Origin of the sequence: Sanguibacteroides justesenii (assembly GCF_003204205.1) — a bacterium.
GTDB lineage: Bacteria > Bacteroidota > Bacteroidia > Bacteroidales > Marinifilaceae > Gabonibacter > Gabonibacter massiliensis.
Genome location: NZ_QJPL01000003.1, coordinates 321,156 through 345,872 on the forward strand (window position 1 = coordinate 321,156; position 24,717 = coordinate 345,872).

Here is a 24,717-nt window from a genome sequence, read left to right on the forward strand (position 1 = left end):
CACTACTTTCGTACTCGTATTAAATACCCTGAGCTTATGAGAAAACAAATTCCGAACCTGATCACCTGCATGAATGTTATTTCCGGAACGATGGCCGTTTTTATGGCGATGTACGATAATTTGTTGGTGGCTGCTTTATTGGTTTTGTTGGCTATGGTTTTTGATTTTTTTGATGGATTTGCTGCGAGATTATTACATGTGAAGTCGGAGATGGGAAAGGAGTTGGATTCGATGGCCGATATGGTAAGTTTCGGCGTGGTGCCGGCTGTTATGGCTCATTTGTTGATCAAACTGTCCTTGTTGTCCGGTGCTCAATATTCTCCGGACTCCTCCTATTCGTGGGTTGAATATGTTTTGATGTATTCCCCTTTGCTTATCCCTGCTTTTTCTGCTTTTCGTTTAGCTAAATTTAATTTGGATACTCGTCAGACCTATTCGTTTATCGGGATGCCGACCCCTGCAAATGCTTTGTTCTGGGTTTGTCTGGTACTGTCTTATTATTGGAACAATGAGCTTTTCCCTTGTCTGTGGGGAAATGTTTGGGTACTTTTCGGGTGTGTTGTCGTTTTGTCCGTATTGCTGGTCGTTGAATTGCCTATGTTCTCTCTGAAAATAACCGATTTTTCATGGAAGTCCAACCGGGTGCGTTATCTTTATTTCGGTACGGCCATACTCTTGGCAATCTTGTTTCAGATCGGCTTTTTAACTTTTCTGATACCTCTTTATATCCTTTTTTCTCTGGTCGGTTATTGGGCCGGATGGACTACAAAGTAGAGAGTGGATCGAATTCTACAAAATCGCAATCGGGTGAAATAATGACGGGGACATGAACGGATTTTGTCTGCGTTTGAATAGTCGTTGGTTGCAGGTTGCTCGTCTCAGCCCGATGGTCCGCTTTGAATATATCTTGTTGCGAAATGATTATGATACCCGTGATCATGGCGGCTGAAAGTCCGTATTTGAATAGGCGAGTAACTATATTTCCGGAGTCCGTGTTAATGTATTCCGCGGGGATGCTTTTTTTACCGGAAGGGAATACCTCTATGTCGTGCATGCCGATCGTATCGGCTAAGAAATTTTGCTTCCCGGGTTCGAATACGATATTAAAACGACGATCCATGTAGAAAGTACCGATAGAACCGAATATTATTTTTTGATTTTGGTTTAATCGAACTTTTAGCTCTTCGCAAAAAAACGATAGACGACGTTCTGCTTTTTCGTAATCGATTTTTTCTTTCCGGGCGATCCAATGGATTAATAGTCCGTCATTTTGCTTTAAATGCTTGTTGAATACCACCTTTTTGGAAGGGGGCGTTAAAATTCCTGTTTTCGGATGAATGGTGGCCTCGGTGTAATTACCGATAAAACCGCCGAATCCGGGAACTATCACGCAATCATGTAGATAGAGAAGGTCTTCTATGTGTTCAATGCATTTGTACATACGGCAAAGGTAAGAAAAAAGAATACGAACACAAGGTATTTTTGGGCATTTTGAATTATTATTATTTACTTTGTAATGTCTGAAGCAGAGGCTCAGAAAGTTATAAATTGAAAAAAATAATGTGTTATGAAGGTTTTTGTAACGGGCGGAACGGGATATATCGGGTCGCATACGGTTGTTGAGCTTCAACAAAAGGGATTTGAGGTTGTCATTGCGGATAACCTTGTCAATTCTACTCTTCAGGTGTTGGATGGTATCCAGAAAATCACAGGTATTCGACCGGAGTTCGAACAGATCGAGTTGACAAATTTGGCCGAAACGCGCGATTTCTTTGCCCGTCATAGGGATATCGAGGCCGTTATTCACTTTGCCGCTTTAAAGGCGGTGGGAGAGTCGGTGGATAAGCCTTTGGAATATTATTATAATAATTTGAACTCTTTGATGAATGTTTTGTTTTGTATGCGGGAGTTCGGGGTGAAATACTTCGTGTTTTCTTCCTCTTGTACCGTGTACGGACAGGCTGATGTATTGCCCGTGACGGAGCATACGCCTCGAAAGGAGGCGGAATCTCCTTATGGAAATACGAAAGTAATGAGTGAAGATATCATTCGGGATTTTATGCGGGTAGAACCTTCCATGAGTGCATTGTCCCTGCGTTATTTCAATCCGATCGGGGCTCACCCGACGGCATTTATCGGAGAGTTGCCCAATGGTGTCCCTAATAATTTGATTCCTTATTTGACGCAAACAGCAATCGGGATACGGAAAGAATTAAGTGTTTTCGGTGATGATTACAATACTCCTGACGGTTCTCCCTTGAGGGATTATATTGACGTTGTCGATTTGGCTGGGGCGCATGTCGTGGCCATCCGGCGATTATTGGAAAAAAAGAATCGAGAGAATTACGAGTATTTTAATATCGGTACGGGAAAGGCTCTTTCCGTGCTGGAAGTCATACATGCTTTCGAGAGTGCTACCGGGGTGAAAGTTAATTATAAAATTGTAGGGCGCCGTGCCGGCGATGTAGAGAAGGTATGGGCCGATACCACATTAGCGAATAAGGAGTTGGGTTGGATGGCCGGGACTCCGATCGAAGAGACGATGGTGAACGCCTGGAAATGGCAAAAGAGCTTGGAAAAGAAATCGGAATGATAGATCGAGTTGTTGCTGTTTATTTCAGTCCGACAGGTACGACCCGGAGGAGTGTGTCTGCTATTGCCGCGGAAATGGCCCGGATCTTGAAGGTGACGGTTGAAAGTTACGACTTCACATTACCTTCGGCCAGATCGACGGTTCTCGCTTTTAAAAGAACGGATATGGTGGTGTTGGGTACTCCGGTATATGCCGGACGGGTACCTAATGTTTTGTTGAAGTATCTGGCAACTTTACAAGGAAACGAGGCGATTGGAGTTCCGGTTGTTTTGTTCGGTAACCGGGATTATGACGATGCGTTGATAGAACTCAGGGATATCATGGAAAGAGCGGGTTTTCATGTGACAGCTGCGGCTGCGTTTATCGGAGAGCACTCCTTTTCGCGGGTGTTGGCCAAGGGACGACCGGATGGAAGGGATGCGGAAGCCCTTAACGCGTTTGCTGCCCGGGTTGCGGAAAAATATAAAGAGAGTGACGATAGAAAGATTACGGTAAAGGTAAAAGGAACTCCTTATCCTTATCGCGGTTATTATACTCCCCGGGATCGCAAAGGAAATGCCGTTGACATTCGTAAGGTGATGCCTGTCACGAACGATAGATGCATTGATTGTAAACTCTGTGTAGAAATTTGTCCGATGGGATCAATTTCTTATGATGATGTGCGGGAATATACGGGAATCTGCATTAAATGCGGGGCTTGTATAAAGAGATGCCCGATGGGAGCCAAATATTATGAGGATGCGGGCTATCTTTACCATAAACAGGAGTTGGAAGAGGGATTAACGGAAAGACGGGAACCGGAATTATTTCTATGAATATAGAGATTAAGAGATAAAAAGATTTACGATTTTGGATTTTAGATTGACGATTTGAAGAGGGTAAGATCAGAATCTTAATCATAAATCTAAAATTAATTTACAATCTACATTAAAATTTACAATTGATTGAAGGGAAAGGGATAAAAACGAAGGGGCATCAATAGCGAACGGTGAGCGTCGTGTTCGGTTTTCGGAACGGCTGCCCGACGGACGGTCTGAGCGAAGCGAATCCCGGAGGGTAGTGAACAAAAATCGTTTACACGACCGACGAGAACGTCCAAGCCCCGAGGGATTATTTCTTGATGATAACAGGATAAGAGATTCGATGATTCCGAGATTCGAACTTCAAATCACGGAATCATTGAATTACCCAATCACAGAATCATCTTGTTCTGTTATTCTACCGTTACGGATTTTGCTAAATTGCGTGGCATATCCACGTTGCATCCCCGCATCACAGCGATATGGTAGGAGATCAATTGTAACGGGATTACGTTTAAAAGAGGAGAGAGGTATTCAAGGGTCTCCGGGATTTCGATCACGTGTTCCGCCATATTCTTAACTTGTACATCATTGTTGTTGACTAATGCGATCACGTGCCCTTTACGGGATTGTACTTCTTTTATATTCGATACGATCTTTTCATAAAAGTTGTCTTTTGTTGCGATGGCAAATACCGGCATGTTTTCGTCAATAAGAGCGATAGGACCATGCTTCATTTCCGCCGCGGGATAACCTTCTGCATGAATGTACGAGATCTCTTTCAGTTTCAGGGCTCCTTCCAGGGCAACGGGGAACTGACAGCCTCTTCCTAAATAGATGGCATTTGTAGAGTCTTTATAGGCTTCTGCAATTTTTTTGATTTGTTCGTTTTGAAGCAGAATTTCTTTTACCTTATCGGGCAGATTGTATAGTTCGTGAATGTATTTGTGATAACTTTCGATGGACAACGTTCCTTTCCGGTAGCCGATTTGCAGGGCCATCATCGTTAAAACGGAGATTTGGGCCGTGAATGCTTTTGTCGAGGCAACTCCGATTTCGGGGCCGGCATGCGTATATACTCCGGCATGAGTTTCTCTGGCGATACTGGAACCGACCACGTTGCATATGCCCATAACGGTGGCTCCCTTTTGTTTGGCGAATTTAATGGCCGCCAGCGTGTCTGCCGTTTCCCCGCTTTGAGAGATGGCGATCACGATGTCGTCCGGGGTGACTACCGGGTTCCGGTAACGGAATTCAGAGGCGTATTCTACCTCCACGGGAATCCGGGCAAACTCTTCCAATAGATATTCTCCGACTAATCCGGCATGCCAGGAAGTTCCACATCCGATGATGATGATACGTTGAGCCCGAATCATCTGCGGAATAATTTCGGAAATACCACCTAAGTAAATTTCGGAGGCCTCCACGTTAACCCGTCCCCGGATGGTGTCGTAAATAGAATTTACCTGTTCGTAAATCTCTTTCAACATGAAATGAGGGAAACCTCCTTTTTCGATCTTTTCGATATCGATGTCGATTTGTTGGATATTGGGTGTCAGAAGATTGTTCTGTAAATTTTTTAGGAGCATCTCGTCCTTTTTCAATACCGCGATATCATCGTCATTCAGATAAATCACGTTTTTGGTATATTCGACGATGGGTGTCGCGTCGGAAGCCACGAAATATTCATTTTGTCCAACTCCTATTACAAGCGGACTGCCTTTTCTTGCTACGATAAGCTTGTCTTTTTCGTTTTTACACATAACGACTAAACCGTAGGCTCCGATGACTTTCGTTAAAGCGAGGCGTACTGCTATTTCTGCCGAAACTTTTCCTTTCAGGTAGATGTATTCGATCAAATTGGCTAATATCTCCGTGTCGGTCTCGCTGGTAAAAGCATATCCCCTTGCTATTAATTTTTCTTTCAATAAAGCGTGGTTTTCAATGATCCCGTTATGGATGACAGAGAAAATACGATTCATGGATGTTTGCGGGTGTGCATTCGCATCATTCGGTTCGCCATGGGTGGCCCAACGGGTATGTCCCATTCCGATGGTCGCTTTTGGCAGTTGACCCGCGATATGATTTTCCAGATCGATAACCCGTCCCTTGCATTTGTAAATGTTGATCTGTTCGTCGTTCATTAAGGCTATGCCGGCAGAATCATATCCTCTGTACTCTAATCGTTTTAAGCCGTTAATTAAGATTGGATAGGCCTCTCTCGACCCAATATAACCTACGATACCACACATATATTTATTTTTTTTAGACAAACGAAAGTGACGTTTGCATATAACATTATCCTATAATTTTGTCGAAGAAATCGGAATATTGGTCGACGTACGACTCCTCTCCGGGGTACTCTAAAATCGGTTTCCCGGATGCCTCCGCGAATCTCTTCAATTCGTCTTCGATATCGGGTTGATTGAAAATGATTCCGTCGGAATATTGAAATGCTAATTTATTGATATTCGTATGAGTCGGCTCTTTCACGAGTGTCAAATCTTTAGGGAATACACCTTCCGTGATCGCTTTTTCTGCAAATTTATGATTTAAACTTCCTTCGAATTTATCATTATACGTCGAGAATACTACTTTTGCTTTTGAGAATACCGGATCATCATGGTATTCTTTCTTTAAATAGAGAGGTACGAGTGATGTCAACCAGCCTTGGCAATAGATTAAATCCGGAGCCCACCTCAATTTTCGGACGGTTTCGAATACCCCGCGTGCGAAAAATATGGCCCTTTCGTCATTATCGTCAAAAAAATTTCCTTCACTGTCTGTAATCACGTGTTTTCTTTGGAAATAATCATCGTTATCGATAAAATAAACTTGCATTCTTGCTGCTTGTATGGAGGCAACTTTGATGATGAGGGGGTGATCCGTGTCATTAATGATCAAATTCATACCGGAAAGTCTAATCACTTCATGCAGTTGATTGCGTCGTTCGTTTATGCAACCGTAACGAGGCATAAATGTTCTGATCTCTTTTCCTTTGTCTTGAATCCCTTGAGGTAGATACCTGCCGATATTTGCCATTTCCGACTCCGGAAGATACGGAACTATCTCTTGGGAGATAAATAAAACTCTTTTTTTAGCCATAACTACTACTTTTCCCAAAAATCATACAAAGATAATGATTTAGGGCGAGATTCCAAAACAAATAAACAATCAATCCTTTAAATCAAACTCTTGAATTAGAGATATATTATAAATTAGTAGTAAAAATTTTGTGTTTTCAATGGTTTTATATATCATTGCAAAACTCTTTTTAGCCTGTAAATTGGGAGTGGTATGTATTTATCTGATAATACGGGCATTACCATGGGACGATTGCTTTTATATCCATATATAGGCCGATGATTCGAGGGGATGGAAACGGTGGTTCGGTCTATTGAATTTTTTCAATATGGCACGGCACAACGATTATGGCAAGGTCGGGGAGGAGGAGGTTTATCGCTTTCTTCTCGAACAGGGGTATGTCGTGTTAGAAAGGAACTGGCGTATCGGGCGCAGAGAGTTGGATTTCGTTGCACTCGACGGTGACGTGCTCGTGGTGATAGAAGTAAAATCCCGGATGGTGCCGGAATCTTATCCGGAAGAGTTGTTGTCGTTAAAGAAGAAAAAGAATTTATTAGCTGCCGGAGCTGCTTATCTCACGTGTAATAATATTCGACGGGAAATTCGTTTTGATCTGATATTAGTGATCGGCAGGGAGATGAGAATAGAACATATTCCCGATGCCATAGATTTGTTTTAGTCGGTACAGGAAGAGTAGAATGCCGGGTATCTTCTGTTTTTAGTGTGTGTGATGTAAAGGATAAGTCAGTTCCCCGGCATTCTAAAGTGTCAAAAGGGATACTCAATAAATATCAAAAACTATGCTAAAACTGTCTATGGAAGTAAAAAAAATCAAACAAATGACATTGTTTCGGATATAAATAATTTGTTATCTTTGAAAGTTAAAATTAAAGATAGAGGTTATGACAACGGTAAAAGCAAAATATTTAGGAGATCTTCGATTAGAATGTACTCATTTACAGAGTGGAACGACGATTGTTACAGATGCGCCGACGGATAATAACGGTAAGGGAGAGGCTTTTTCTCCTACGGATTTGTGCGCAACCTCCTTGGCGGCTTGCGCTATGACGATCATGGGAATATACGCGAAAAACAATGGAATCGATTTATCGGGGACGGAAATAGAGATCACGAAAACAATGGCGGCTGAACCGCGTCGCATAGCCGGGATTGATGTTATCTTTCATATGCCGGCTCGTGCTTTTTCTAAAAAAGATAAAACGGTATTGGAGCGGGTTGCTCATACTTGTCCCGTGCATCTGAGTTTGCACCCGGACGTAAAACAGAACTTTGTTTTTGATTGGGCGGAGTAGGTTTTGGCCATGGTTTTTGTAACTGGGGCTACAGGCCTGCTGGGAAGTCATTTGTTATGTCATCTGGCGAAAACTGAAGAAGATATTATAGCTTTAAAAAGGAAAGAGAGTCGAACAGACGAGACGATGGCTCTCTTTTCTCGTTATTCCGATCTGCCCGAGTCCGCCGGGAAGCGGGTAAGATGGGTTACGGGAGATGTCTTGGATGAAGAGTCGTTGGCTGTTTACGTGAAAGAAGCTGCTATCGTGTACCATTGTGCAGCCGTGGTCTCTTTTCACGGGAGCGATAGGAACAAATTACTGGAAACAAATATAAAAGGGACGGAGATCATTTGCCGTTTATGCCTTCGTTTTGGCGTACGTTTGTGTTTTGTCAGTTCTGTTGCGGCGTTGGGAGATGCCGAGGAGGGGGAGTGTATTGATGAGAAGACGCCGGTTATTCCCGGTTCCGTGCATTCTATGTATTCGGAAAGCAAGGGAAGGGCGGAAAAGACGGTATGGAATTTTATTCATAAGGGTTTGAATGCCGTCATTGTAAATCCGGCTATTATACTGGGAGGAGGGCTGAAGGGAAGGAGCAGCGCTCTGCTTATGGAACGAGCGTTGCGGGGAATGCCCGTCTATACCTTCGGGATAAATGGCTATGTCGATGTTCGCGACGTATGCGTGGCGATGATTGCTTTGGCAAATCGTCCGGCAGTTCGTTCCGAACGTTTTGTATTATGCGGTGGAAATTACTCTTATAAACATTTGTTTTCAACGATTGCCCGCGTTGCGGGAAAGAGGCCTCCTCGGGTGGCTTTGTATCCTTGGATGACCTCCGCGTTGTGGCGGATGATGGCATTTTTTGCTTTATTGCAGGGAACTAAACCCGCTTTTACACGGGAAACAGCACGTTCCTCTCAGCATCGGGTCTGTTTTTCGAGTGCTAAATTGTTAAGCGTATTGCCTGATTTTTGTTTCCATTCTTTAGAAGATACCGCAACATTCTTTAAAGATTAGTTCGGACGCTGAATCTGCAGGCATAGAGTCTTGCGATGGGGTGATGTGTCTGTTTTCCTCTTTAACAGGAAAGGAATAAGAAGCTGTATCGGCACGATACGCATGAAGTAAAATCAGTAGGGTAACACATACGATTAATAGTGTACAAGCCGGGATAACAGGCATCCATTTTTGTATACGCGTGGTCATTTTACCTCTATTTGGTTGGGTATATAATTTAATGCGGTCGAATAGCTTAAAATATTTTTTCCGTCTGTTTTTAATATCAGTCCCATCTCTTTCACGTAAAATGAGATTTCTTCAGGCGCAACCGTTTTATTACTCGATAGGTCGAGACTCTTCCGGCTTACCTGTAAAGCTTTATACGAGTGTTGTCCGTTTAGGGTTAATTCGATGTATTTGCATGTGTATTCTGTACGTTCTTTAGATGTTCGGTTGGTCCAACAATTGTTCCCCTTTTTTCCCGGTAACGCTAAAACGGTTATTTTGCTTTTTTGATTTATACTTCCGCTGATTCCAGTCATTCGAATGAATTCGGAGGTAATACGGTTCTTTTGAAATTGAAGTTTGATTGAAATTGTTCGAATTGTCTGGTGTTTTATCGACAAGGTATAAACCAGATAAACCGTATGTTTATCGTAACGTTGTATCTGGTAGGTTTCTGTCTGATTTTTTCCATCCGTGAGCGTATATATATGTTTTTCCTGAAAGAAAAAATCCTTTATATTTTGTGAAGAGCCGCGAATGGGAGTAATCATAAATACAGCCACGATCGTAATAATGAGTAGAATAACTTTTTTCATGCTATAACGTTATTGATGTAAATCACTGCGTATCATTTATGATACGCATGTTGCAAATATAAAGTAAAAAATTTGCGTATCAAATATGATACGTAATAAAATGGATTATGACGAGGAAATACATCGAATAGCATTGAATATCAAACGAATAAGAATGAGTAGAAATCTTACGATACAAGAACTTGCTTATAAATGTGACATCGAGCGTTCGAATATGAGCCGGATTGAAGCTGGAAAAAGTAATGTTACCGTGAAAACGCTTTGTTTGATTTGTAGTGCTTTGGAAATCGAGTTGAGTGACTTGGTTGGGAAAAGTCTGGAGGAGCCGTCGGGAGAATAGATGTATGTTTGATCTATTGATATTTCTATTATTTTATTAAGATACCGGAAAGTCTGGAGGTGGTTCGAACCGCCTCCGGATCCTTCTTTGTTTTGCAGATCGGGGAATAAACGGGGGAATTATAATCAAATGGATTGAAAACTGTTTTGTTTTTATTAATTTTGCAAGAATTATAATTGAATGTATATGAGTGATAATGCCCTTTTAGAGAAGTTAGAGACATTTTATATTCGTTTCCATGAGATCGGACAATTGATTACGGATCCCGAAGTGATTCAGGATATCAATCGGTTCGTAAAGTTGAATAAAGAGTATCGGGATTTAGAGCAGATTGTGGAAGCGGCTAACGAGTTGAAAAATGCAGTGAAGTTACGTGAAGAGGCAGAGGAGATACTGGAACACGAGAGCGATAAGGAGTTACGGGAGATGGCCCAATTGGAACTGGACGAGTTGTTGGAAAGAATTCCGGAGATGGAAAACCGGGTGAAGATGTTGTTGATCCCGGCAGATCCGGAAGATTCCAAGAACGTTATTTTGGAAATACGTGCGGGAACGGGGGGAGACGAAGCCTGCATTTTTGCGGGAGATTTATTCCGTATGTACACGAAATTTTGCGAGACTAAACGTTGGAGGATGGAGGTGACTAACGTAAGTGAAGGAACCTCGGGAGGATATAAAGAGATTGTGGCCAATATTTCGGGCGAAGGGGTATACGGTATCATGAAATACGAGTCCGGAGTACATCGGGTACAACGCGTACCTGCTACCGAAACACAGGGACGGGTACATACTTCTGCCGCAACCGTAGCCGTTTTGCCTGAGGCCGAAGAGGTGGATGTAGAGTTGAACCCGGCGGATATCCGCAAGGATACTTATTGTTCGTCCGGTCCCGGAGGGCAATCGGTGAATACCACTTATTCGGCTATTCGTTTGACGCATATCCCCACGGGAATCGTGGTGACCTGTCAGGACGAGAAGTCTCAGATCAAGAATCTGGCGAAAGCTATGAAAGAGTTACGTTCCCGGATTTATGCCATCGAGCACCAAAAATACATGGACGAGATCGCTTCCAAGCGGAAAACGATGGTTTCTACCGGGGACCGTTCGGCAAAGATCCGTACCTATAATTATCCTCAGGGACGGGTGACGGATCATCGGATTAATTTGACATTGTATAATTTGGCCGCTATCATGGACGGAGATTTACACGAGATTATCGAGAAGTTGCAAATTGAGGAAAATACGGAAAAGTTGAAGGAAAGCGGGTTTTAATTGTAAATTAAGAAACTAATGGATTGAGCGATTGCGAGATTCGATGATTCGGAGATTAAGTGATTTGAATCTTTAAATCACAGAATCCCTAAATCACAGAATCTCTAAATCACAGAATCTCTAAATCACAGAATCACAAAATCAATAAATATGTTGTATCAAGAATTGTTCGAACAAATAAAGAGGAAGAAATCCTTCCTTTGCGTGGGGTTGGATTCCGATATAAAGAAAATCCCGGTGCATTTATTGGATGCAGAAGATCCTGTATACGAGTTTAACAAAGCAATAATAGATGCTACGGCGGATATAACGATTGCTTATAAGCCGAATATAGCCTTTTACGAGAGTCGCGGAGTAGAGGGTTGGGAGAGCTTGGGGAAGACGATCGAATATATAAAGACGAATTATCCGGAGGTGCTGACCATAGCCGATGCTAAAAGAGGAGATATCGGGAATACCTCGGAAATGTATGCGCATGCTTTCTTGGAGAGGCTGGATTTCGATTCTATAACAGTGGCTCCGTATATGGGAGAGGATTCCGTAACTCCGTTTTTAAAATACGAGGGGAAATGGGTGATCTTGTTGGCTTTGACTTCGAATAAGGGTGCCTATGATTTTCAATTTTTCGAGGAAAACGGGGAAAAGTTATACGAGAAGGTGTTACGTAAATCACAGGATTGGGGCAATGCTCAAAATATGATGTACGTGGTCGGCGCAACCAAGGCCGAGATGTTGAGCGGTATTCGTGAAATCGTGCCGGATCACTTTTTGTTGGTTCCGGGGGTCGGAGCACAAGGCGGTAGTTTGCAAGAAGTGGCCAAATACGGTATGAATGGCCATTGCGGGCTGATCGTAAACTCTTCACGGGGAATTATCTTCGCCGATAACACGGAAAATTTTGCTGTTCGAGCCCGGGTTGAGGCGATCAAACTGCAACAAGAGATGAAAGAGTTGTTATCAGAGAAAGGAATTATTTAAAAATATATTTGCCATTGTGCGTGGAGGAGGGTTGTCCATAAGTAAGTGGACAACCTTTTTTTTTTTTCTAAGAGGTTGTTCAAAGAGGGCGTTTATAGTAAATGATGGATTGTTGTGTTAATATTGTATTGTAATATTGTAAATTAAATAATTATTGATATATTTATTGCTTTAATAGATGTTAGTTGTGCTTGGATAGACTAAAGTTGGGTTTTGTTAAATCTAAATATTAGTGTTATGAAAAGAAAATCAATTATCAGAGTTTTGTTAGGTATGGCTTTTATGGTGTGTTTGTGTCATGTCGGTTTTGCACAGGAGAAAACGAAGTATAATGGAATCCCGATGCAAAATGCATACAAGTCGTCTTTAAAGTATCCTGTTTATTTACATCTATTTGTGGGAGATGAAATTGGTTCTCCGCTTGCTAATGTGGGAGTGAGGGTTAAGTATGAGATTTACTCTATATTTGATTAGGATATACTTTGTGGTTGGGGGAGTTTAATTAATAGTAGCACCCCGGGTAATGGCGAATTATATAAAACTGAAAAGATTATGCAATCGTCGTCTGGGCTTGTTGGGGAATTAATAATTGATATATATTACTTAGGGACGTTTTACGACGCACGGTGTAAATTGAGAGCAGGGCCTACTTATATAGAGATAAAAATAAATAGAAGTACATTGACAGTTACTGCTGTGGTGACTTATCCGAATAATGATAAACAGACAATTAATTTCAAATGCTAATATTGAATACTCGAATGTTTACAGTTTGGCTCTATCAAATAAAATTGCTCCGGCGAGATTGGTTGGTAAGACTATTTTTATTGGTAGTCTTATTGATCCCGGTGATTTTTTATTTCGGGAAAATTTATTTGATATTTACTCCGGCCGGACTCTCTTCGGCAGATCCTTTTTTATTTTCGTTTCTTTTTAATAGTATACAGCCCTTGTTTATTCTCTTTATGGCTTACGATTTATTAAAAGAAAAATTGAAATTAACAACACTGGATGTGATCTATTTCCGTCCGGTGAGTAATTTCGACTATTTTGCCGGAAAGGCTTTGGGGGTGATCACGGTGGTAATGGTGTTAAATGTGATCGTGTTGTTTATGGGGTTGTTTTTGCAGCTGTTTTGGAGTGAAAATCCGTTGCGGTGGTGGATCTATCCTTTTTATTTAGTTACGTTGACATTTCCTACTCTCTGTTTTTGGTTGGGATTATCGATGTTTACCGGTAGCTTGATGAAAAGTAAAGGGGGAACATTACTCATCTTACTTTTGATCTGGGGAATCTCCTGTTTTTATCTGCCCGAGATACGACACGGGCTATTGGATTACGCGGGACGGGAGATTCCCAATATTTTTTCGGAAATTACCGGACATCCTTGTTTTATGGCCTTATATATTGCATCGATTGGCTTATTTATTCGCGGGTGTCGGGTTAGGAATATTGGGTATCGTTTGTTGTAAAAGAAAGTCCGGAGATATAAAAGAGCCTGCTTATTTGTTGTTGGGGGGATGTTTATTGTGCGTGTGTGCGGTTTTTGCGGGGAATTGGTATGACCAGGGTTTTCGGGAGCGGGATGTGAGACGGGAAACATACCGGGAGGTATATAGAAAATACTCTTCTTCACCCGTGGTGAAAATGTTGTCCAATGATATAGCTTGTAGGCAGGTCAAAGACAGTTTGTACGGGAGTAGTCGCATGGAAATACGGAACCCGACGGATCAGAGGATTGCTGATTTCATATTGTATCTGAATCCTTTTTTGTCGATCACTTCTTGTAAAGAGAAAGAGATTGCTGTCGGTTTTACCCGAGAGAAGCAAATTGTTATTGTGAAGCGGGCATTAGCTCCCGGGGAGAGTCTCTTCTTGGAAATAGACTATGCCGGAAAGATAGACGATGCCTTTTGTTATTTGGAGTTGGGAGATACGGAATACGATCATCGGGAATTGGATACTCCTGTCGAAAAGTTAGGTGTTGGTTTTCGTTACGGTAATCTTTACTCTTATCTATCGGATAGATTCACGTTACTTTATCCCGAGTGTCAATGGTATCCGGCGGCTGTAGCTCCTGAGAACCCGGGTTATCCTTTGGATAGGCAATTCGATTATGCGCGTTACTCGTTAAGCGTGGAAAAGAGAGAAGGATTATTGATTGTTTCGCAGGGTAAAAGGGAAGAAGAGGAAAAGAGGAGTATCTTTAGAAGCAGGGATAACCTGCCGGGCATTGCTTTATGTATCGGTGATTTAGGACGGAAGCGTATAGAGATCAATTCGATAGAGTTGGAGTGGTATTACTTTCGGAGCAGGGATTGGGGAGATTGGGAGCTACCGCTCTCTTTCGAGCAAAAAAAGAGATTTTTGAGAGTAGTTCGAACTTTTATGAACGCTGCTGTCAAAAGCCCTATCTTTTTAAAGAGTTTAAGGTCGTGGAAGTCCCCGTCTCCTTTGCCGCACATTAGCGTAAATGGAATAACAATAACAACTACAATCAGCCCGGGTTGGTATTCCTACCGGAACGTTTTGCGATAATGTCTAAGGTGGGTGATATTACGGCGCTGTTGGATTCGGAGAAGATGGGGGAGTACGACGATTTACTCATGCGTGTGAAAGGATGTGTCGAGAGTCTATTTCAAGGAGAGATGAATAATGTAGCTTCTCTGTTGCAAGACTTTACGGGGTTTATTTCGGACAGACGTTATCCTGCATTGGATATACTATTAAAATATGCTCAAATAGGAGGTCCTGGCCTGGATAAATACTTTTCCGGAGCTTTGATAAAGTCTTGTATCGATTATCTTTCCGCGAGGAGTTTGGACGAGGCTTGCCGTGATCGAACACTTTCGACGGAGGAGATCGATTGTATTCTTTATCTTAGCGCGGGCTATCTTGGGGCTTATCTGACAGCTTGCACGGGGGAAGATACGTTTTATTCTTTTTTGGATGATTTTTTATGTAGACACCTTTTCGAGACGGTTGATTTCGAGTGCTTTTGTAAAGCATACGGGGAGAAGTATCGTGCGGACCTCGGGGCTATTGTCGCTAAGCTCTATTCCCGAAAGGGACTGCCCTTATTTAAAGTGAAGGAGATAAGAGGGGAGAGGCTGCCGCACGAAGAGCGGGGACCGGGTAATCGCGTGTTGAGTTTTAAAGTGTTTAACGATAGTCGGACGGAAGGAATTGTCTCGGTACCGGTAGGGGGGATTCAAAATAGGTATGTGACCAAACAAATCATACGCGGTTTTCTGTTAAAACCCGGCGAATGCAAGGTTCTCCGGTGTACGGCGTTAAATGGGTCTGATCGACAGAGTTTTATGACATATCTTTCCCGCAATCTACCGTTAACGTTCTATTTGCCTTTGGAAAGCGGGGAGGTTGCCTCGGAAGGGGAAAAGAGTTGTAATGTCTCGGATTTTTTCCCTTCGGCAGACGAGGTGATCGTGGACGATCGGGACACGAATTTTCGTGTAATTCATCCGGAAAAGGAGTGGAGCTTATCCTTGATGTCCGGGAGGAAGAACAGATACGAATTTAAAGATAAGTTGATAGGAAGAGTAAAACAATGGACCCCGGTTCTCGATGGTCGGTTTTACGGGGATTCCATACGAAGTGCGTATTGTAAAACGGCGGGACGCGGGGGTAATGGGGTGGAGTGGCATACGTTTATCGATAAGTCCGGTAGGTACGAGGTCTTTGCCTATATTTCTGATGGACCCGATATAGTTAATATGCGCAAGCCGGGTACAACTTATTTTTATACGGTTCGGCATGCAGAAAGAGAAACCGAGGTCGCCTTGACCTTGGAGGACGATATGGACGGATGGGTATCTTTGGGAGAGTATCGTATGGAATGCGGGATGAGCCTTGTCGTTTTGGACGACCGGGTATCCAAAGATTCTCCGTTAAATAGTTGGGACTATCCGACTTTAATCGTTGCCGATGCCGTGAAATGGAAATACAAGGGTGAATGATGTTTTTATAGATTGATGTTTTGATAGATAAAGGCGGCGAGACCGTTGTCAGTGTCGGCGGGAACCTTTTCGAATCGCTTTGTAAGGGGAGCCGGAGCGTTGGCCACGACAAAGGATATGCCGCACCGTTCCAGAAAATCCAAGTCGTTGTAGTCGTTTCCTAACCCCGCGCATTCGGGAAAAGAGATCCCGAGTTGATTCAAGAGCAGTTCGCAACTGCTTCCTTTATTCACGTCTTTGGCAAATATTTCGGTCCATATGGCTCGATTGTCGATGGGGGAGGTTGCCCGGATCACGGAATAGGAAGAGAGTTGCTGTTGTATCTTTTCGTGCAGATCGGCTTGATCCGCTCCTAAAATGGTCAGGAATTGGGTCGCTCCTTCGTTCAGATCCTCCGGTAGGGGCATAGGGGTTCCCAAGCCGGGATAATTTTCTATTCGGCTTCTGAAATCTTCATGTTGTCGGGCGATATGTCTGTAAAGAAAAAAGTGGTTGTTCGGAATGCGTTTCTGGATCGTAAAGTTGACATTGTATTTCCATAAATAGGAGGCTATCTCCCGGGTCTCTTTTACCGTTAATTCCCGGGATTGCATGATTCGACGGTTGTCCCATTGCATGATTCCGGCGCCGGAGGAAAATACCATATAATCTATGGGTAATCCTTCGGGAAGAACGTGATTGAAAGAGAAAAAGGAACGTCCGGTTGCCAAAATCCGGATGATGCCTTTCTTGCCCGCTTTTTCCAAAGCCTCCCGGTTTTCTTTACTCACGGAATGCCATTGGCGGGGTAGGGTTGTACCGTCAAAATCAATAATAATAGCTTTTATCATGTCCGGTCGGTCGTTTTCGGTTCTTCTATCAGTTGATACCTGTAATAAGGTATGGGTTCGTTCAGATAGTGCAACACTTTCTCCTGATTCATACCGTCGAGAGGATTATGCGTGTAACCGAATGTGGCTTTGATACCCATGTTGATAAAATGAACGGCACGGTCTACGGCTTCGGGAAGACTGTCTCCGTTTAACAGGCAACCGGTGATAACGCTGGCGAAGGCATCTCCCGTGCCCGGATAAGAGGCGGGGATGTGGTCGCAAACCACTTCCCAGTAGCGATTATCCGTCCGGTTGTAGGCTATGGTTACGATATCTTGCGGGTTATTGCCGGGAGCCGAAGTGATGATTACGTGTTCCGGCCCGAATTGTGATAAGGCTTTACACCAGGCTAACGTTTGTTCCGCCGAGATTCCTTTGACGCTGTTTTCCCCGAGTAGAAATGCAGCTTCCGTCAGGTTAGGGGTGATCACTTTGGCTTGGGTACACAGGTGTCTCATCCCTTCTATCATGGCTTGATTCATGTTCGGATAAAGGGAGCCGTGATCCCCGAGTACGGGGTCCACCAATATAAAGTTTTGTTCGTTTTGGAAGTGGTTGAAAAAATCGGATACGATTTCCATCTGTTTTACGGAGGCGAGGTAACCGGAATAAATCGCGTCGAAATGCAGGTTTAATGTTTTCCAGTGGGCGATGTACTCCTCCATGAAGTCGGTCAGATCGAGAGAACGAAAGTTCGGGTATTCGCTATGTGCCGATAATATGGCTGTCGGAAGTGGACATACCTGATACCCCATGTGAGAAAGTATAGGTATGGCTACCGTCAGGGAAGCTCTTCCGTAACCGGATAAATCGTGTATGGCCGCAATTTTTTTCATGTTTGAAATTTTAAAGAACAAAGTTACGTGAAAAGAGGAATATTCAGGCATGTACTTTTGAAATTTATAAAAATATTTTTGACGAGAGAGACCTGTTAGTAGGGGGTGTCTGGTTTGAAATTATTTTTTTTGTCGGAATGGTAATAAAAATTAAGGGGGTATTATTTGAAATAAGTACTTTTTTATATATTTGACCCCATAAAAATATGGGGTGGTATCTAAATAAAACAAATTATGGCAAAAATCAGATTTATGGCTTTGGAAAAATTGGCGGATCGGAAGCCGGTAACGGGAGCATCTTGGCCCAGGTGTTCGGAGATCTTCGGGGAAGATGTTTTTTCTTCGGAAAAAATGAGGCATTATCTTTCTATCGAAGCGTTTAAAAAATTGGAACGAATCATGCTTGATGGAACCAGTATCGACCGCGGGTTAGCGGATCAGGTGGCAGCCGCGATGAAGGCATGGGCGGTAGAGCGCGGTGTTACCCATTACACGCATTGGTTTCATCCGTTGAATGGGGCAACGGCCGAAAAGCATGACTCTTTCGTGGATGTACTGCCTGACGGCAACGTGATCGAATCCTTTGACGGCCGGGTTCTGGTGCAGCAAGAACCGGATGCTTCGAGTTTTCCGAACGGGGGGATTCGAAATACGTTTGAGGCTCGGGGGTATACGGCATGGGATCCGGGTTCTCCGGCTTTTATTAATAACCGGACCTTGTGTATCCCGACCGTGTTTGTGGCTTATACCGGAGAGGCTTTGGATTTTAAGACTCCGATGTTGAAAGCTTTGGCCTTGATTGATAAGGCCGCCGTGGATATCTGCCAGTATTTTGATAAAGACGTGAGTCGGGTGATTGCGACGTTGGGATGGGAGCAGGAATATTTTTTGGTAGATGAAGCTTTGTATAATGCTCGTCCCGACCTGAAGCTGTGCGGACGGACGTTGATGGGACATTCATCGGCAAAAGATCAGCAGTTGGAGGATCAGTATTTCGGCGCTATTCCGGCAAGGGTGACTTCATTTATGGAAGAGCTGGAATACGAGTGTCATCGTTTGGGCATCCCCATTAAGACCAGACACAATGAGGTGGCTCCGAATCAATTCGAATGTGCTCCGATATTTGAAGAGGCGAATCTGGCGGTTGACCATAACCAGTTGTTGATGTCTACCATGAAAAAAGTGGCGAGGCGACATGATTTTCGGGTTCTTTTACATGAAAAGCCCTATAAGGGGGTGAACGGTTCCGGAAAACATAATAATTGGTCGTTGATGACCAATACGGGGGTAAACCTATTGTCGCCCGGACGTAACCCGAAGTCCAATATGCAATTCTTGATTTTTTTGGTTTCAACCATAAAGGCGGTACACGAATATTCGGATTTGTTTAAGGCCTGTATCGTGTCGCAGGGGAATGAGGCTCGTTTAGGGGGAGAAGAGGCTCCTCCCGTGATTATGTCCGTATTCTTGGGAGCTTATTTGTCCGGAGTGTTGAATGAGTTGGTGGAGAAAGTGAGTTCTAAAAAAATGAGTCCGGATGAAAAGACCGAGTTAAAGTTAAATGTGGGAAAGATTCCGGAGATCATGTTGGATAATACGGACCGGAACAGAACGTCTCCTTTTGCATTTACCGGTAATCGGTTCGAATTTCGGGCTGTCGGTTCTTCCGCGAATTGCGGTGGCCCCATGATTGTTTTGAATACGGCCGTGGCGGAGCAGTTGGTGTTGTTTAAAAAAGAGACGGATGCTTTGATCGATAAGGGGGTGAAGAAAGACGAAGCGATTTTTCAAGTATTGCGCAAGTACATCATAGAATCGCAATCTATCCGTTTCGAGGGAAATGGCTATGGACAGGAATGGAGAGAGGAGGCTGCCCGGAGAGGTTTGTCTACCGATACGGATTGCATACCCGCCTTGAAAGCTTATCTGTCGGACAAAGCCCGTCGCTTGTTTGTGAATTCGGGAGTGTTGAGTGAACGGGAGCTGAAGGCTCGTTTCGAGATAAAGAATGAGATTTATCTGAAAAAGCTGCAAATCGAATCGAGAGTATTGGGGGATCTGGCTTTGAATCATATTATTCCGATCGCTATAAAATACCAAAATACGCTTTTGGATAACGTGAACGGTTTAAAGGCTGCATTTGCGGATGGAGGGATAGCTGAAATCCAATTGGAAATGATTCGGACGATCTCTTTGCATATCCGGGAAATACAAACGATGGTCTCTGATATGACCGAAGCCAGGAAATTGGCTAATGCCCTGTCGGATGAGGTGAAACGGGCTGAGGTGTATACGGCGGAGGTACGTCCTTATTTGGAGAAGATCCGCTATCATATTGATAAATTGGAGTTGCTGGTAGATGACGAGATATGGCCTTTGCCTAAGTACCGGGAGTTGTTGTTTTCCCGATAGTGTTATATAACGAATCCTCCCTTTTCAAAGGGAGGATTCGTTTATTATTTTTCGTTCATTTTCAGAATCATTCCGTCGGGAAGTGTGAATTGTATCTCTTTGCCTTTACCGATCAAATCCACTTGATCGTTTTTGTAATGGACCCCGGAAGCAGAGACTTGCTGGGTTAACTCGAAGATCTGGTCGTCGTATTGAACCTTTGCTTTTTCCTGATCGGGAAAATAGGTTACCGTAATTTGGTACAACATTTTATTTTTGCCGTTTCCTCCCACGTAGGTAATGGTGACAGGTCCGTTCGGATCTTGAACGAACAGCGTTTCTGTCCGCTTCTCGATAATCCATTTGCCGTCGACTCTTCTGACATTGTAGGTGTCGTCGTCTTCTATGTTCCAGGCGCTTCCTCCCTTGGGAAGACTTCTTTTGTCTAAGATCGGACGAATCTCCTCTCCGGGTAAAAATAGTTCTACTTTAGAGGAGTCCGGTGCGAAAACGATAAAAGCGGCGCTCGAGGCTTCCGGATTTTGTTTGGAAAGCATGCGGATACCAGACTCGAATAGACGGATACACTCTTGGGATACTTCCGACCACGTGTACCCGGCTGCAGCGTTACATCCGTGTTCGTCGTTCGCCACTCCTATCCGTTGTTCCTCTTTTTGCGGAACAAAGATTAAAATCTGCTTTTTCGCTTTGTCCGTTAATTTTAACTCTTTATTCGTGATGGAATAAGAGGTCATTTGGGCAAATACTTTCATAAATTGATCCTCGAATTGCAGATTGGGGCAAGCCATCATGGTGCTTCCTCCCGGTTCGATTTTAATGGTATTTCCTTCGGTGGTGTATTTCCCGAAAAAGCGATTGCAACCGGAAAATCCGTACATAGCGTTGGAATCGGCAAACTCTACGGAAGGAACTCTTTCCGGAAGTACCGCCTTTTTGTTTTCCACACTCATCTCTTTTAGTTGCCATTTGTTAGCTGTTAGTTGGGCTAAATTTCCCGTGTTGCTTTTACAGCTGAACAGTACCAATACTGTTGCGATTGTTGTTAAAATAGTTGTTTTTTTCATGGATGATTTTTTTTACAAAAATATATTCTTAACGGTAGCACCGTTAAAAATGATAGACAAAAAGTTTATAAATATGCTAAGGAATAATTACGTTCCGTTTTATATTTTGTTGTTTAATTGTAGTAATTCTTCCAAATGGGTACGGTCGTTCCATAGGCGGGGAACTTTATTCTGGCCTCCTAATTTGCCTTTTTCTTTGAGCCAATCCTTAAATAGATTGGGCCGGGCGACGTGAAGGATCAATCGTTGAAGGGACATGTTTTTATATCTCTTTGCCTCGTAATCGGAATTGAGTTTCTTTAGTTCGTTATCCAATATCTCGGCAAAAGCTTCCGGGTCGCCGGGGGGAGTTTCGAATTCGACAATCCATTCGTGCGCCCCTTTTTTTCCTTCCTCCATAAAAACCGGGGCAGCCGTGAAATCGATGATATTGCATTGCATCTGACGACAAGCTTCATCTATGGCCTGAGTTGCATTGTCGATGATTAGTTCTTCCCCGAAGGCGTTAATAAATAGCTTGGTGCGTCCCGTGATCCGGAATTTGTAGGGTTTCAGGGAAGTAAACTGGATGGTGTCTCCGATCATATAACGCCATAGTCCTCCGTTCGTCGAAATAATCAGGGCATAGTTTACGTCTGTTTCTACCTCTTTCAGTGAAAGACTCCGTGGGTTGGTTTTTCCTAACTCGGCAGTAGGCATGAATTCGTAATATATCCCGTAGTCGAGCATCAATAACATGGATGAATCGTTCGGATTGTCCTGGATCCCGAAAAATCCTTCGGAGGCATTGTAGGTCTCCATGTATTTCATTTTCGGGTTGGGGAGAAGCCGTTTGTATTGTTCCCGGTAAGGGGAGAAACTGACTCCTCCGTGGATAAACAACTCTAAGTTCGGCCACACCTCGTGGAGATTATTTTTACCTGTACGTTCCAGAATGCGGTTGATCAGGGTTAAAAACCAACTGGGAACGCCGGCTAAACATCTTACGTCCTCTTTTATGGTTACATCGCAGATCTTTTCGATTTTTTCTTCCCATTCGCTCATCAGCATGATGGATTGATCGGGGGTTTTCATTAGATTGGCCCAAAACGGGGTGTTTGAAATCAGGATGGCGGAAAGATCTCCGTATTGGCAATTGGAGTTTACGTTAGAGACCTCACTGCTTCCCCCTAAAGCTAACGTCTTGCCTCCGAAGGCCTGTGCGTCTGGATAATTCCGGTTAAAAAGCGAGATGACATCCTTGCCTCCCCGGAAGTGACAGTTTTCTAAAGCTTCTTTACTGACAGGAATGAACTTGCTTTTGGCGGCTGTGGTACCAGAAGATTTAGCGAACCAGGTAATAGGTTCCGGCCATAGCAAATTTTGCTCTCCATTCATTAGGCGTTCGGAATAGGGTGCGATTTCTTCATAGTGAACGATCGGAAGTCTTTCCCGGTATTGTTCCGAGGTCCAAATGGAGGCAAAATCGTATTTTTTCCCGTATTCCGTATCTTTTGCCGTTTGCAAAAGATTTTGCAAGGTTTCTTCCTGGACTTGTATGGGATTTGCCTTGAAATAATCGATTTGCGATAATCGTTTGGATGAAAATAAGGATATGATGGAATTAATGAGGGCCATAATGCTTATAGTTAAAAGGAAATTGATACGATATGTTATCTCTCAATCATTAAAATTCAATTCTAATTGCTGGTCTGTTAAATTGAATGTTTTCCGGTGGAAAGGGGTGATCCCGTGTATCCGGATTTGAGCCCTGTGCTCTTTGGTCGGATAACCTTTATTACGTTGCCAATCGTAAACCGGATACTCTTTGTGTAGGTTTTTCATGTATTCGTCCCGGTGAGTCTTGGCTAAAATCGATGCCGCCGCGATAGACATGTATTTCCCGTCCCCTTTTACGATACAGTGATATTCGATCTCCTCGTACGGTTTAAAACGATTTCCGTCGATAAGGATATGTTCCGGTCGGATGGAGAGCATTCCTAATGCTTTTTGCATTGCCGCGATGGAAGCGTTTAAGATGTTGATTTTATCGATTTCTTCATTGTCCATACTGGCAACGGCCCAGGCTAAAGCTTCCCGTTCTATAATCAAACGCAGTTCGTCTCTTTTTTTTTCGGAAAGCTGTTTCGAGTCATTCAACATCTCGTTGGAAAAATTGTCCGGGAGTATTACGGCAGCAGCGAAAACGGGACCCGCCAGGCATCCTCGTCCGGCTTCATCGCAACCAGCTTCAATTTTATCGGAATAATATTTTAATGTCAACATATACGCGTGGTTGAATCTCCAGCAAATATATAAAAAAATGTTGTTCTTTAATAGGATATTTCTTTTTCGGCTATAAGGAAATGCATAAATTTGTATTCGATAAAAATAAGGTTATGGTAGAAAAAATAACGGTTCCCGGGAGTCGGCTGAAAAATTGTTATCGGATTGATAAGGATGTCTACCGGTCGGACCAACCTTCTTATCGTGATTTCCGGGCTCTTGAGCAATTCGGTATCAAGGAGGTCCTGAATTTACGCAACCGTCATAACGATAAGGATGAAGCGAGAGGAACCGACATCAAATTGCATCGTTTGAGAATGAAAGCTTCCAAAATGAATCAGGATGATCTTCTGGAAGCCATGCGTATCCTTCGGGACCGGGAAGGACCGATTCTGATTCATTGTTGGCACGGTTCCGACCGAACGGGAGCCGTTTGTGCCATGTATCAGATTCTTTTTTTAGGAATCAGCAAGGAAGATGCCGTGAATGCGATGGTCGACGGGGAATACGGATTCCATATGATATTCGATCAATTGATCGACATGTTGCACGGGACGGATGTCGAACATATGAAACAGGCTTTGGGTATTTCATGAGAACCCTGTATATTTGTCGGTCCTAAAGTAGAATGTGTTATGTATACGAAAGAGGAGGCGAAAGCGATAAGAATCGGTTTTTGGCAAGGCTTTAAATCCTATTGCCGGAAAAAACGTATCGATCGACGTTGGGTGTTGACCGGGGTAAAGATAAAATCAGTGCAATTGAAATTTTTTGCTGATGACCGAAAAGCGTTGGTTATGTTTCAAATAGATCATAAGAATGATTTACGCCGTTTTGAAATTTATGAATGTTTTCTTGCTTATCGGAAATTGTTCGCCGGGGTATGCGGTTCGGAATTGATATGGGAGGAGGAGTATGAAGGGGTTGAAAAAGATCGCCGGGTGAGTGCGATTTTTTTCGAGCTGCCGGGAGTGAGTTTGTATAATGCGGGGGATTGGGAAAAGATATATGCTTTCTTTGTCGAGAAGATGCCATTACTGGAAGAGTTGTATTTTGAATATCGGGATTTGATCAATGCACGGTTGAAAGATTGCTGAAACGAATAA

24 protein-coding genes are annotated in these 24,717 nt (G+C 43.2%); 15 read left to right on the plus strand and 9 right to left on the minus strand.

The genetic code is table 11. The annotated features are described in order from the left end of the window. Positions 1–36 precede the first annotated feature (36 nt). Complete coding sequence (gene pssA / locus DMB45_RS06590; protein ID WP_041502861.1) at positions 37–774, plus strand: CDP-diacylglycerol--serine O-phosphatidyltransferase; 738 nt, start codon at positions 37–39, stop codon at positions 772–774. On the opposite strand, the gene DMB45_RS06595 is transcribed toward pssA, so the two are convergent. Further along, positions 764–1,441, minus strand: coding sequence for an HU domain-containing protein (locus DMB45_RS06595; protein ID WP_041502862.1), 678 nt, complete (start codon positions 1,439–1,441; stop codon positions 764–766). The genes pssA and DMB45_RS06595 overlap by 11 nt on opposite strands. A 126-nt stretch (positions 1,442–1,567) precedes the next feature. Between DMB45_RS06595 and galE the strand changes: the two genes are divergently transcribed. Further along, positions 1,568–2,593 (plus strand): UDP-glucose 4-epimerase GalE, encoded by a 1,026-nt coding sequence (gene galE, locus DMB45_RS06600; RefSeq protein WP_041502863.1) that lies wholly within the window; start codon positions 1,568–1,570, stop codon positions 2,591–2,593. Beyond that, a complete protein-coding gene (locus tag DMB45_RS06605) occupies positions 2,590–3,408 on the plus strand; it encodes an EFR1 family ferrodoxin (protein WP_041502963.1) in 819 nt (272 codons plus the stop codon). The genes galE and DMB45_RS06605 overlap by 4 nt, the downstream gene beginning before the upstream one ends. 398 nt (positions 3,409–3,806) lie before the next feature. On the opposite strand, the gene glmS is transcribed toward DMB45_RS06605, so the two are convergent. Then, complete coding sequence (gene glmS, locus DMB45_RS06610) at positions 3,807–5,645, minus strand: glutamine--fructose-6-phosphate transaminase (isomerizing) (RefSeq protein WP_041502864.1); 1,839 nt, start codon at positions 5,643–5,645, stop codon at positions 3,807–3,809. A 46-nt stretch (positions 5,646–5,691) separates the two neighbouring features. Beyond that, a complete protein-coding gene (locus DMB45_RS06615; RefSeq protein WP_041502865.1) occupies positions 5,692–6,498 on the minus strand; it encodes a glycogen/starch synthase in 807 nt (268 codons plus the stop codon). Positions 6,499–6,805: 307 nt separating this feature from the next. On the opposite strand from DMB45_RS06615, the gene DMB45_RS06620 reads away from it, so the two are divergent. The 3 genes from DMB45_RS06620 to DMB45_RS06630 all read left to right on the plus strand — a co-directional run bounded on the left by DMB45_RS06620 (position 6,806) and on the right by DMB45_RS06630 (position 8,792). Continuing rightward, entirely contained in the window at positions 6,806–7,156 is a 351-nt protein-coding gene (locus tag DMB45_RS06620) for a YraN family protein (RefSeq protein WP_041502866.1), read from the plus strand. 223 nt (positions 7,157–7,379) lie between these two features. Continuing rightward, positions 7,380–7,790: an OsmC family protein gene (locus DMB45_RS06625; protein ID WP_041502867.1), complete on the plus strand. Its 411-nt coding sequence runs from the start codon at positions 7,380–7,382 to the stop codon at positions 7,788–7,790. Between the two features lie 9 nt (positions 7,791–7,799). Beyond that, positions 7,800–8,792 carry an NAD-dependent epimerase/dehydratase family protein gene (locus DMB45_RS06630; protein ID WP_041502964.1) on the plus strand — a complete coding sequence of 331 codons (993 nt, stop codon included), beginning with the start codon at positions 7,800–7,802 and terminating at the stop codon, positions 8,790–8,792. Positions 8,793–8,977: 185 nt separating this feature from the next. Here the strand turns inward: DMB45_RS06630 and DMB45_RS06635 are convergent, their stop codons facing one another. Then, positions 8,978–9,595, minus strand: a complete 618-nt coding sequence (locus DMB45_RS06635) for a hypothetical protein (protein WP_041502868.1) — start codon at positions 9,593–9,595, stop codon at positions 8,978–8,980. 85 nt (positions 9,596–9,680) lie between these two features. Here DMB45_RS06635 and DMB45_RS06640 point away from each other — a divergent pair, with 85 nt between their 5' ends. The 6 genes from DMB45_RS06640 to DMB45_RS06670 all read left to right on the plus strand — a co-directional run bounded on the left by DMB45_RS06640 (position 9,681) and on the right by DMB45_RS06670 (position 16,162). Beyond that, positions 9,681–9,935, plus strand: coding sequence for a helix-turn-helix domain-containing protein (locus tag DMB45_RS06640; protein ID WP_052649333.1), 255 nt, complete (start codon positions 9,681–9,683; stop codon positions 9,933–9,935). A gap of 186 nt (positions 9,936–10,121) precedes the next feature. Next, positions 10,122–11,207 carry a peptide chain release factor 1 gene (gene prfA, locus DMB45_RS06645; protein WP_041502966.1) on the plus strand — a complete coding sequence of 362 codons (1,086 nt, stop codon included), beginning with the start codon at positions 10,122–10,124 and terminating at the stop codon, positions 11,205–11,207. A 150-nt stretch (positions 11,208–11,357) separates the two neighbouring features. Beyond that, a complete protein-coding gene (pyrF, locus tag DMB45_RS06650; protein ID WP_041502869.1) occupies positions 11,358–12,185 on the plus strand; it encodes an orotidine-5'-phosphate decarboxylase in 828 nt (275 codons plus the stop codon). Between the two features lie 761 nt (positions 12,186–12,946). Further along, positions 12,947–13,657, plus strand: coding sequence for an ABC transporter permease (locus DMB45_RS06660; RefSeq protein WP_110688591.1), 711 nt, complete (start codon positions 12,947–12,949; stop codon positions 13,655–13,657). Next, complete coding sequence (locus tag DMB45_RS06665; protein ID WP_146216423.1) at positions 13,602–14,723, plus strand: hypothetical protein; 1,122 nt, start codon at positions 13,602–13,604, stop codon at positions 14,721–14,723. Before DMB45_RS06660 ends, DMB45_RS06665 begins: the two co-directional genes overlap by 56 nt. Next, complete coding sequence (locus DMB45_RS06670; protein WP_041502874.1) at positions 14,723–16,162, plus strand: carbohydrate-binding protein; 1,440 nt, start codon at positions 14,723–14,725, stop codon at positions 16,160–16,162. The genes DMB45_RS06665 and DMB45_RS06670 overlap by 1 nt, the downstream gene beginning before the upstream one ends. 5 nt (positions 16,163–16,167) lie before the next feature. Here DMB45_RS06670 and DMB45_RS06675 read toward each other — a convergent pair whose 3' ends face one another. Together DMB45_RS06675 and DMB45_RS06680 are read right to left on the minus strand one after the other, a co-directional pair. Beyond that, complete coding sequence (locus DMB45_RS06675) at positions 16,168–16,992, minus strand: HAD-IIB family hydrolase (protein WP_110688592.1); 825 nt, start codon at positions 16,990–16,992, stop codon at positions 16,168–16,170. Then, positions 16,989–17,870, minus strand: a complete 882-nt coding sequence (locus DMB45_RS06680) for a pyridoxamine kinase (protein ID WP_041502967.1) — start codon at positions 17,868–17,870, stop codon at positions 16,989–16,991. Before DMB45_RS06680 ends, DMB45_RS06675 begins: the two co-directional genes overlap by 4 nt. Positions 17,871–18,104: 234 nt before the next feature. On the opposite strand from DMB45_RS06680, the gene DMB45_RS06685 reads away from it, so the two are divergent. After that, the gene (locus DMB45_RS06685) at positions 18,105–20,282 is read left to right on the plus strand and encodes a glutamine synthetase III family protein (protein ID WP_041502876.1); all 2,178 of its coding nucleotides are present in this window, start codon (positions 18,105–18,107) and stop codon (positions 20,280–20,282) included. Positions 20,283–20,326: 44 nt separating this feature from the next. Here DMB45_RS06685 and DMB45_RS06690 read toward each other — a convergent pair whose 3' ends face one another. The 3 genes from DMB45_RS06690 to DMB45_RS06700 all read right to left on the minus strand — a co-directional run bounded on the left by DMB45_RS06690 (position 20,327) and on the right by DMB45_RS06700 (position 23,611). Beyond that, positions 20,327–21,346: an META domain-containing protein gene (locus tag DMB45_RS06690; RefSeq protein ID WP_041502877.1), complete on the minus strand. Its 1,020-nt coding sequence runs from the start codon at positions 21,344–21,346 to the stop codon at positions 20,327–20,329. A 99-nt stretch (positions 21,347–21,445) separates the two neighbouring features. Further along, the gene (locus DMB45_RS06695; RefSeq protein ID WP_041502878.1) at positions 21,446–22,963 is read right to left on the minus strand and encodes a GH3 auxin-responsive promoter family protein; all 1,518 of its coding nucleotides are present in this window, start codon (positions 22,961–22,963) and stop codon (positions 21,446–21,448) included. Between the two features lie 42 nt (positions 22,964–23,005). After that, entirely contained in the window at positions 23,006–23,611 is a 606-nt protein-coding gene (locus DMB45_RS06700; protein WP_041502879.1) for a ribonuclease HII, read from the minus strand. 113 nt (positions 23,612–23,724) lie between these two features. On the opposite strand from DMB45_RS06700, the gene DMB45_RS06705 reads away from it, so the two are divergent. Beyond that, a complete protein-coding gene (locus DMB45_RS06705; RefSeq protein WP_235375047.1) occupies positions 23,725–24,207 on the plus strand; it encodes a tyrosine-protein phosphatase in 483 nt (160 codons plus the stop codon). Positions 24,208–24,246: 39 nt separating this feature from the next. Continuing rightward, positions 24,247–24,708: a DUF4268 domain-containing protein gene (locus DMB45_RS06710; RefSeq protein WP_110688593.1), complete on the plus strand. Its 462-nt coding sequence runs from the start codon at positions 24,247–24,249 to the stop codon at positions 24,706–24,708. Positions 24,709–24,717 lie beyond the last annotated feature (9 nt).

Excerpts from the sequence above, each read along its gene's own strand:
- pssA (WP_041502861.1), top strand. The coding sequence starts at position 37 with ATGAGAAAACAAATTCCGAACCTGATCACCTGCATGAATGTTATTTCC.
- DMB45_RS06595 (WP_041502862.1), bottom strand. The coding sequence starts at position 1,441 with ATGTACAAATGCATTGAACACATAGAAGACCTTCTCTATCTACATGAT.
- galE (WP_041502863.1), top strand. The coding sequence starts at position 1,568 with ATGAAGGTTTTTGTAACGGGCGGAACGGGATATATCGGGTCGCATACG.
- DMB45_RS06605 (WP_041502963.1), top strand. The coding sequence starts at position 2,590 with ATGATAGATCGAGTTGTTGCTGTTTATTTCAGTCCGACAGGTACGACC.
- glmS (WP_041502864.1), bottom strand. The coding sequence starts at position 5,645 with ATGTGTGGTATCGTAGGTTATATTGGGTCGAGAGAGGCCTATCCAATC.
- DMB45_RS06615 (WP_041502865.1), bottom strand. The coding sequence starts at position 6,498 with ATGGCTAAAAAAAGAGTTTTATTTATCTCCCAAGAGATAGTTCCGTAT.
- DMB45_RS06620 (WP_041502866.1), top strand. The coding sequence starts at position 6,806 with ATGGCACGGCACAACGATTATGGCAAGGTCGGGGAGGAGGAGGTTTAT.
- DMB45_RS06625 (WP_041502867.1), top strand. The coding sequence starts at position 7,380 with ATGACAACGGTAAAAGCAAAATATTTAGGAGATCTTCGATTAGAATGT.
- DMB45_RS06630 (WP_041502964.1), top strand. The coding sequence starts at position 7,800 with ATGGTTTTTGTAACTGGGGCTACAGGCCTGCTGGGAAGTCATTTGTTA.
- DMB45_RS06635 (WP_041502868.1), bottom strand. The coding sequence starts at position 9,595 with ATGAAAAAAGTTATTCTACTCATTATTACGATCGTGGCTGTATTTATG.
- DMB45_RS06640 (WP_052649333.1), top strand. The coding sequence starts at position 9,681 with ATGATACGTAATAAAATGGATTATGACGAGGAAATACATCGAATAGCA.
- prfA (WP_041502966.1), top strand. The coding sequence starts at position 10,122 with ATGAGTGATAATGCCCTTTTAGAGAAGTTAGAGACATTTTATATTCGT.
- pyrF (WP_041502869.1), top strand. The coding sequence starts at position 11,358 with ATGTTGTATCAAGAATTGTTCGAACAAATAAAGAGGAAGAAATCCTTC.
- DMB45_RS06660 (WP_110688591.1), top strand. The coding sequence starts at position 12,947 with ATGTTTACAGTTTGGCTCTATCAAATAAAATTGCTCCGGCGAGATTGG.
- DMB45_RS06670 (WP_041502874.1), top strand. The coding sequence starts at position 14,723 with ATGTCTAAGGTGGGTGATATTACGGCGCTGTTGGATTCGGAGAAGATG.
- DMB45_RS06675 (WP_110688592.1), bottom strand. The coding sequence starts at position 16,992 with ATGATAAAAGCTATTATTATTGATTTTGACGGTACAACCCTACCCCGC.
- DMB45_RS06680 (WP_041502967.1), bottom strand. The coding sequence starts at position 17,870 with ATGAAAAAAATTGCGGCCATACACGATTTATCCGGTTACGGAAGAGCT.
- DMB45_RS06685 (WP_041502876.1), top strand. The coding sequence starts at position 18,105 with ATGGCAAAAATCAGATTTATGGCTTTGGAAAAATTGGCGGATCGGAAG.
- DMB45_RS06690 (WP_041502877.1), bottom strand. The coding sequence starts at position 21,346 with ATGAAAAAAACAACTATTTTAACAACAATCGCAACAGTATTGGTACTG.
- DMB45_RS06695 (WP_041502878.1), bottom strand. The coding sequence starts at position 22,963 with ATGGCCCTCATTAATTCCATCATATCCTTATTTTCATCCAAACGATTA.
- DMB45_RS06700 (WP_041502879.1), bottom strand. The coding sequence starts at position 23,611 with ATGTTGACATTAAAATATTATTCCGATAAAATTGAAGCTGGTTGCGAT.
- DMB45_RS06705 (WP_235375047.1), top strand. The coding sequence starts at position 23,725 with ATGGTAGAAAAAATAACGGTTCCCGGGAGTCGGCTGAAAAATTGTTAT.
- DMB45_RS06710 (WP_110688593.1), top strand. The coding sequence starts at position 24,247 with ATGTATACGAAAGAGGAGGCGAAAGCGATAAGAATCGGTTTTTGGCAA.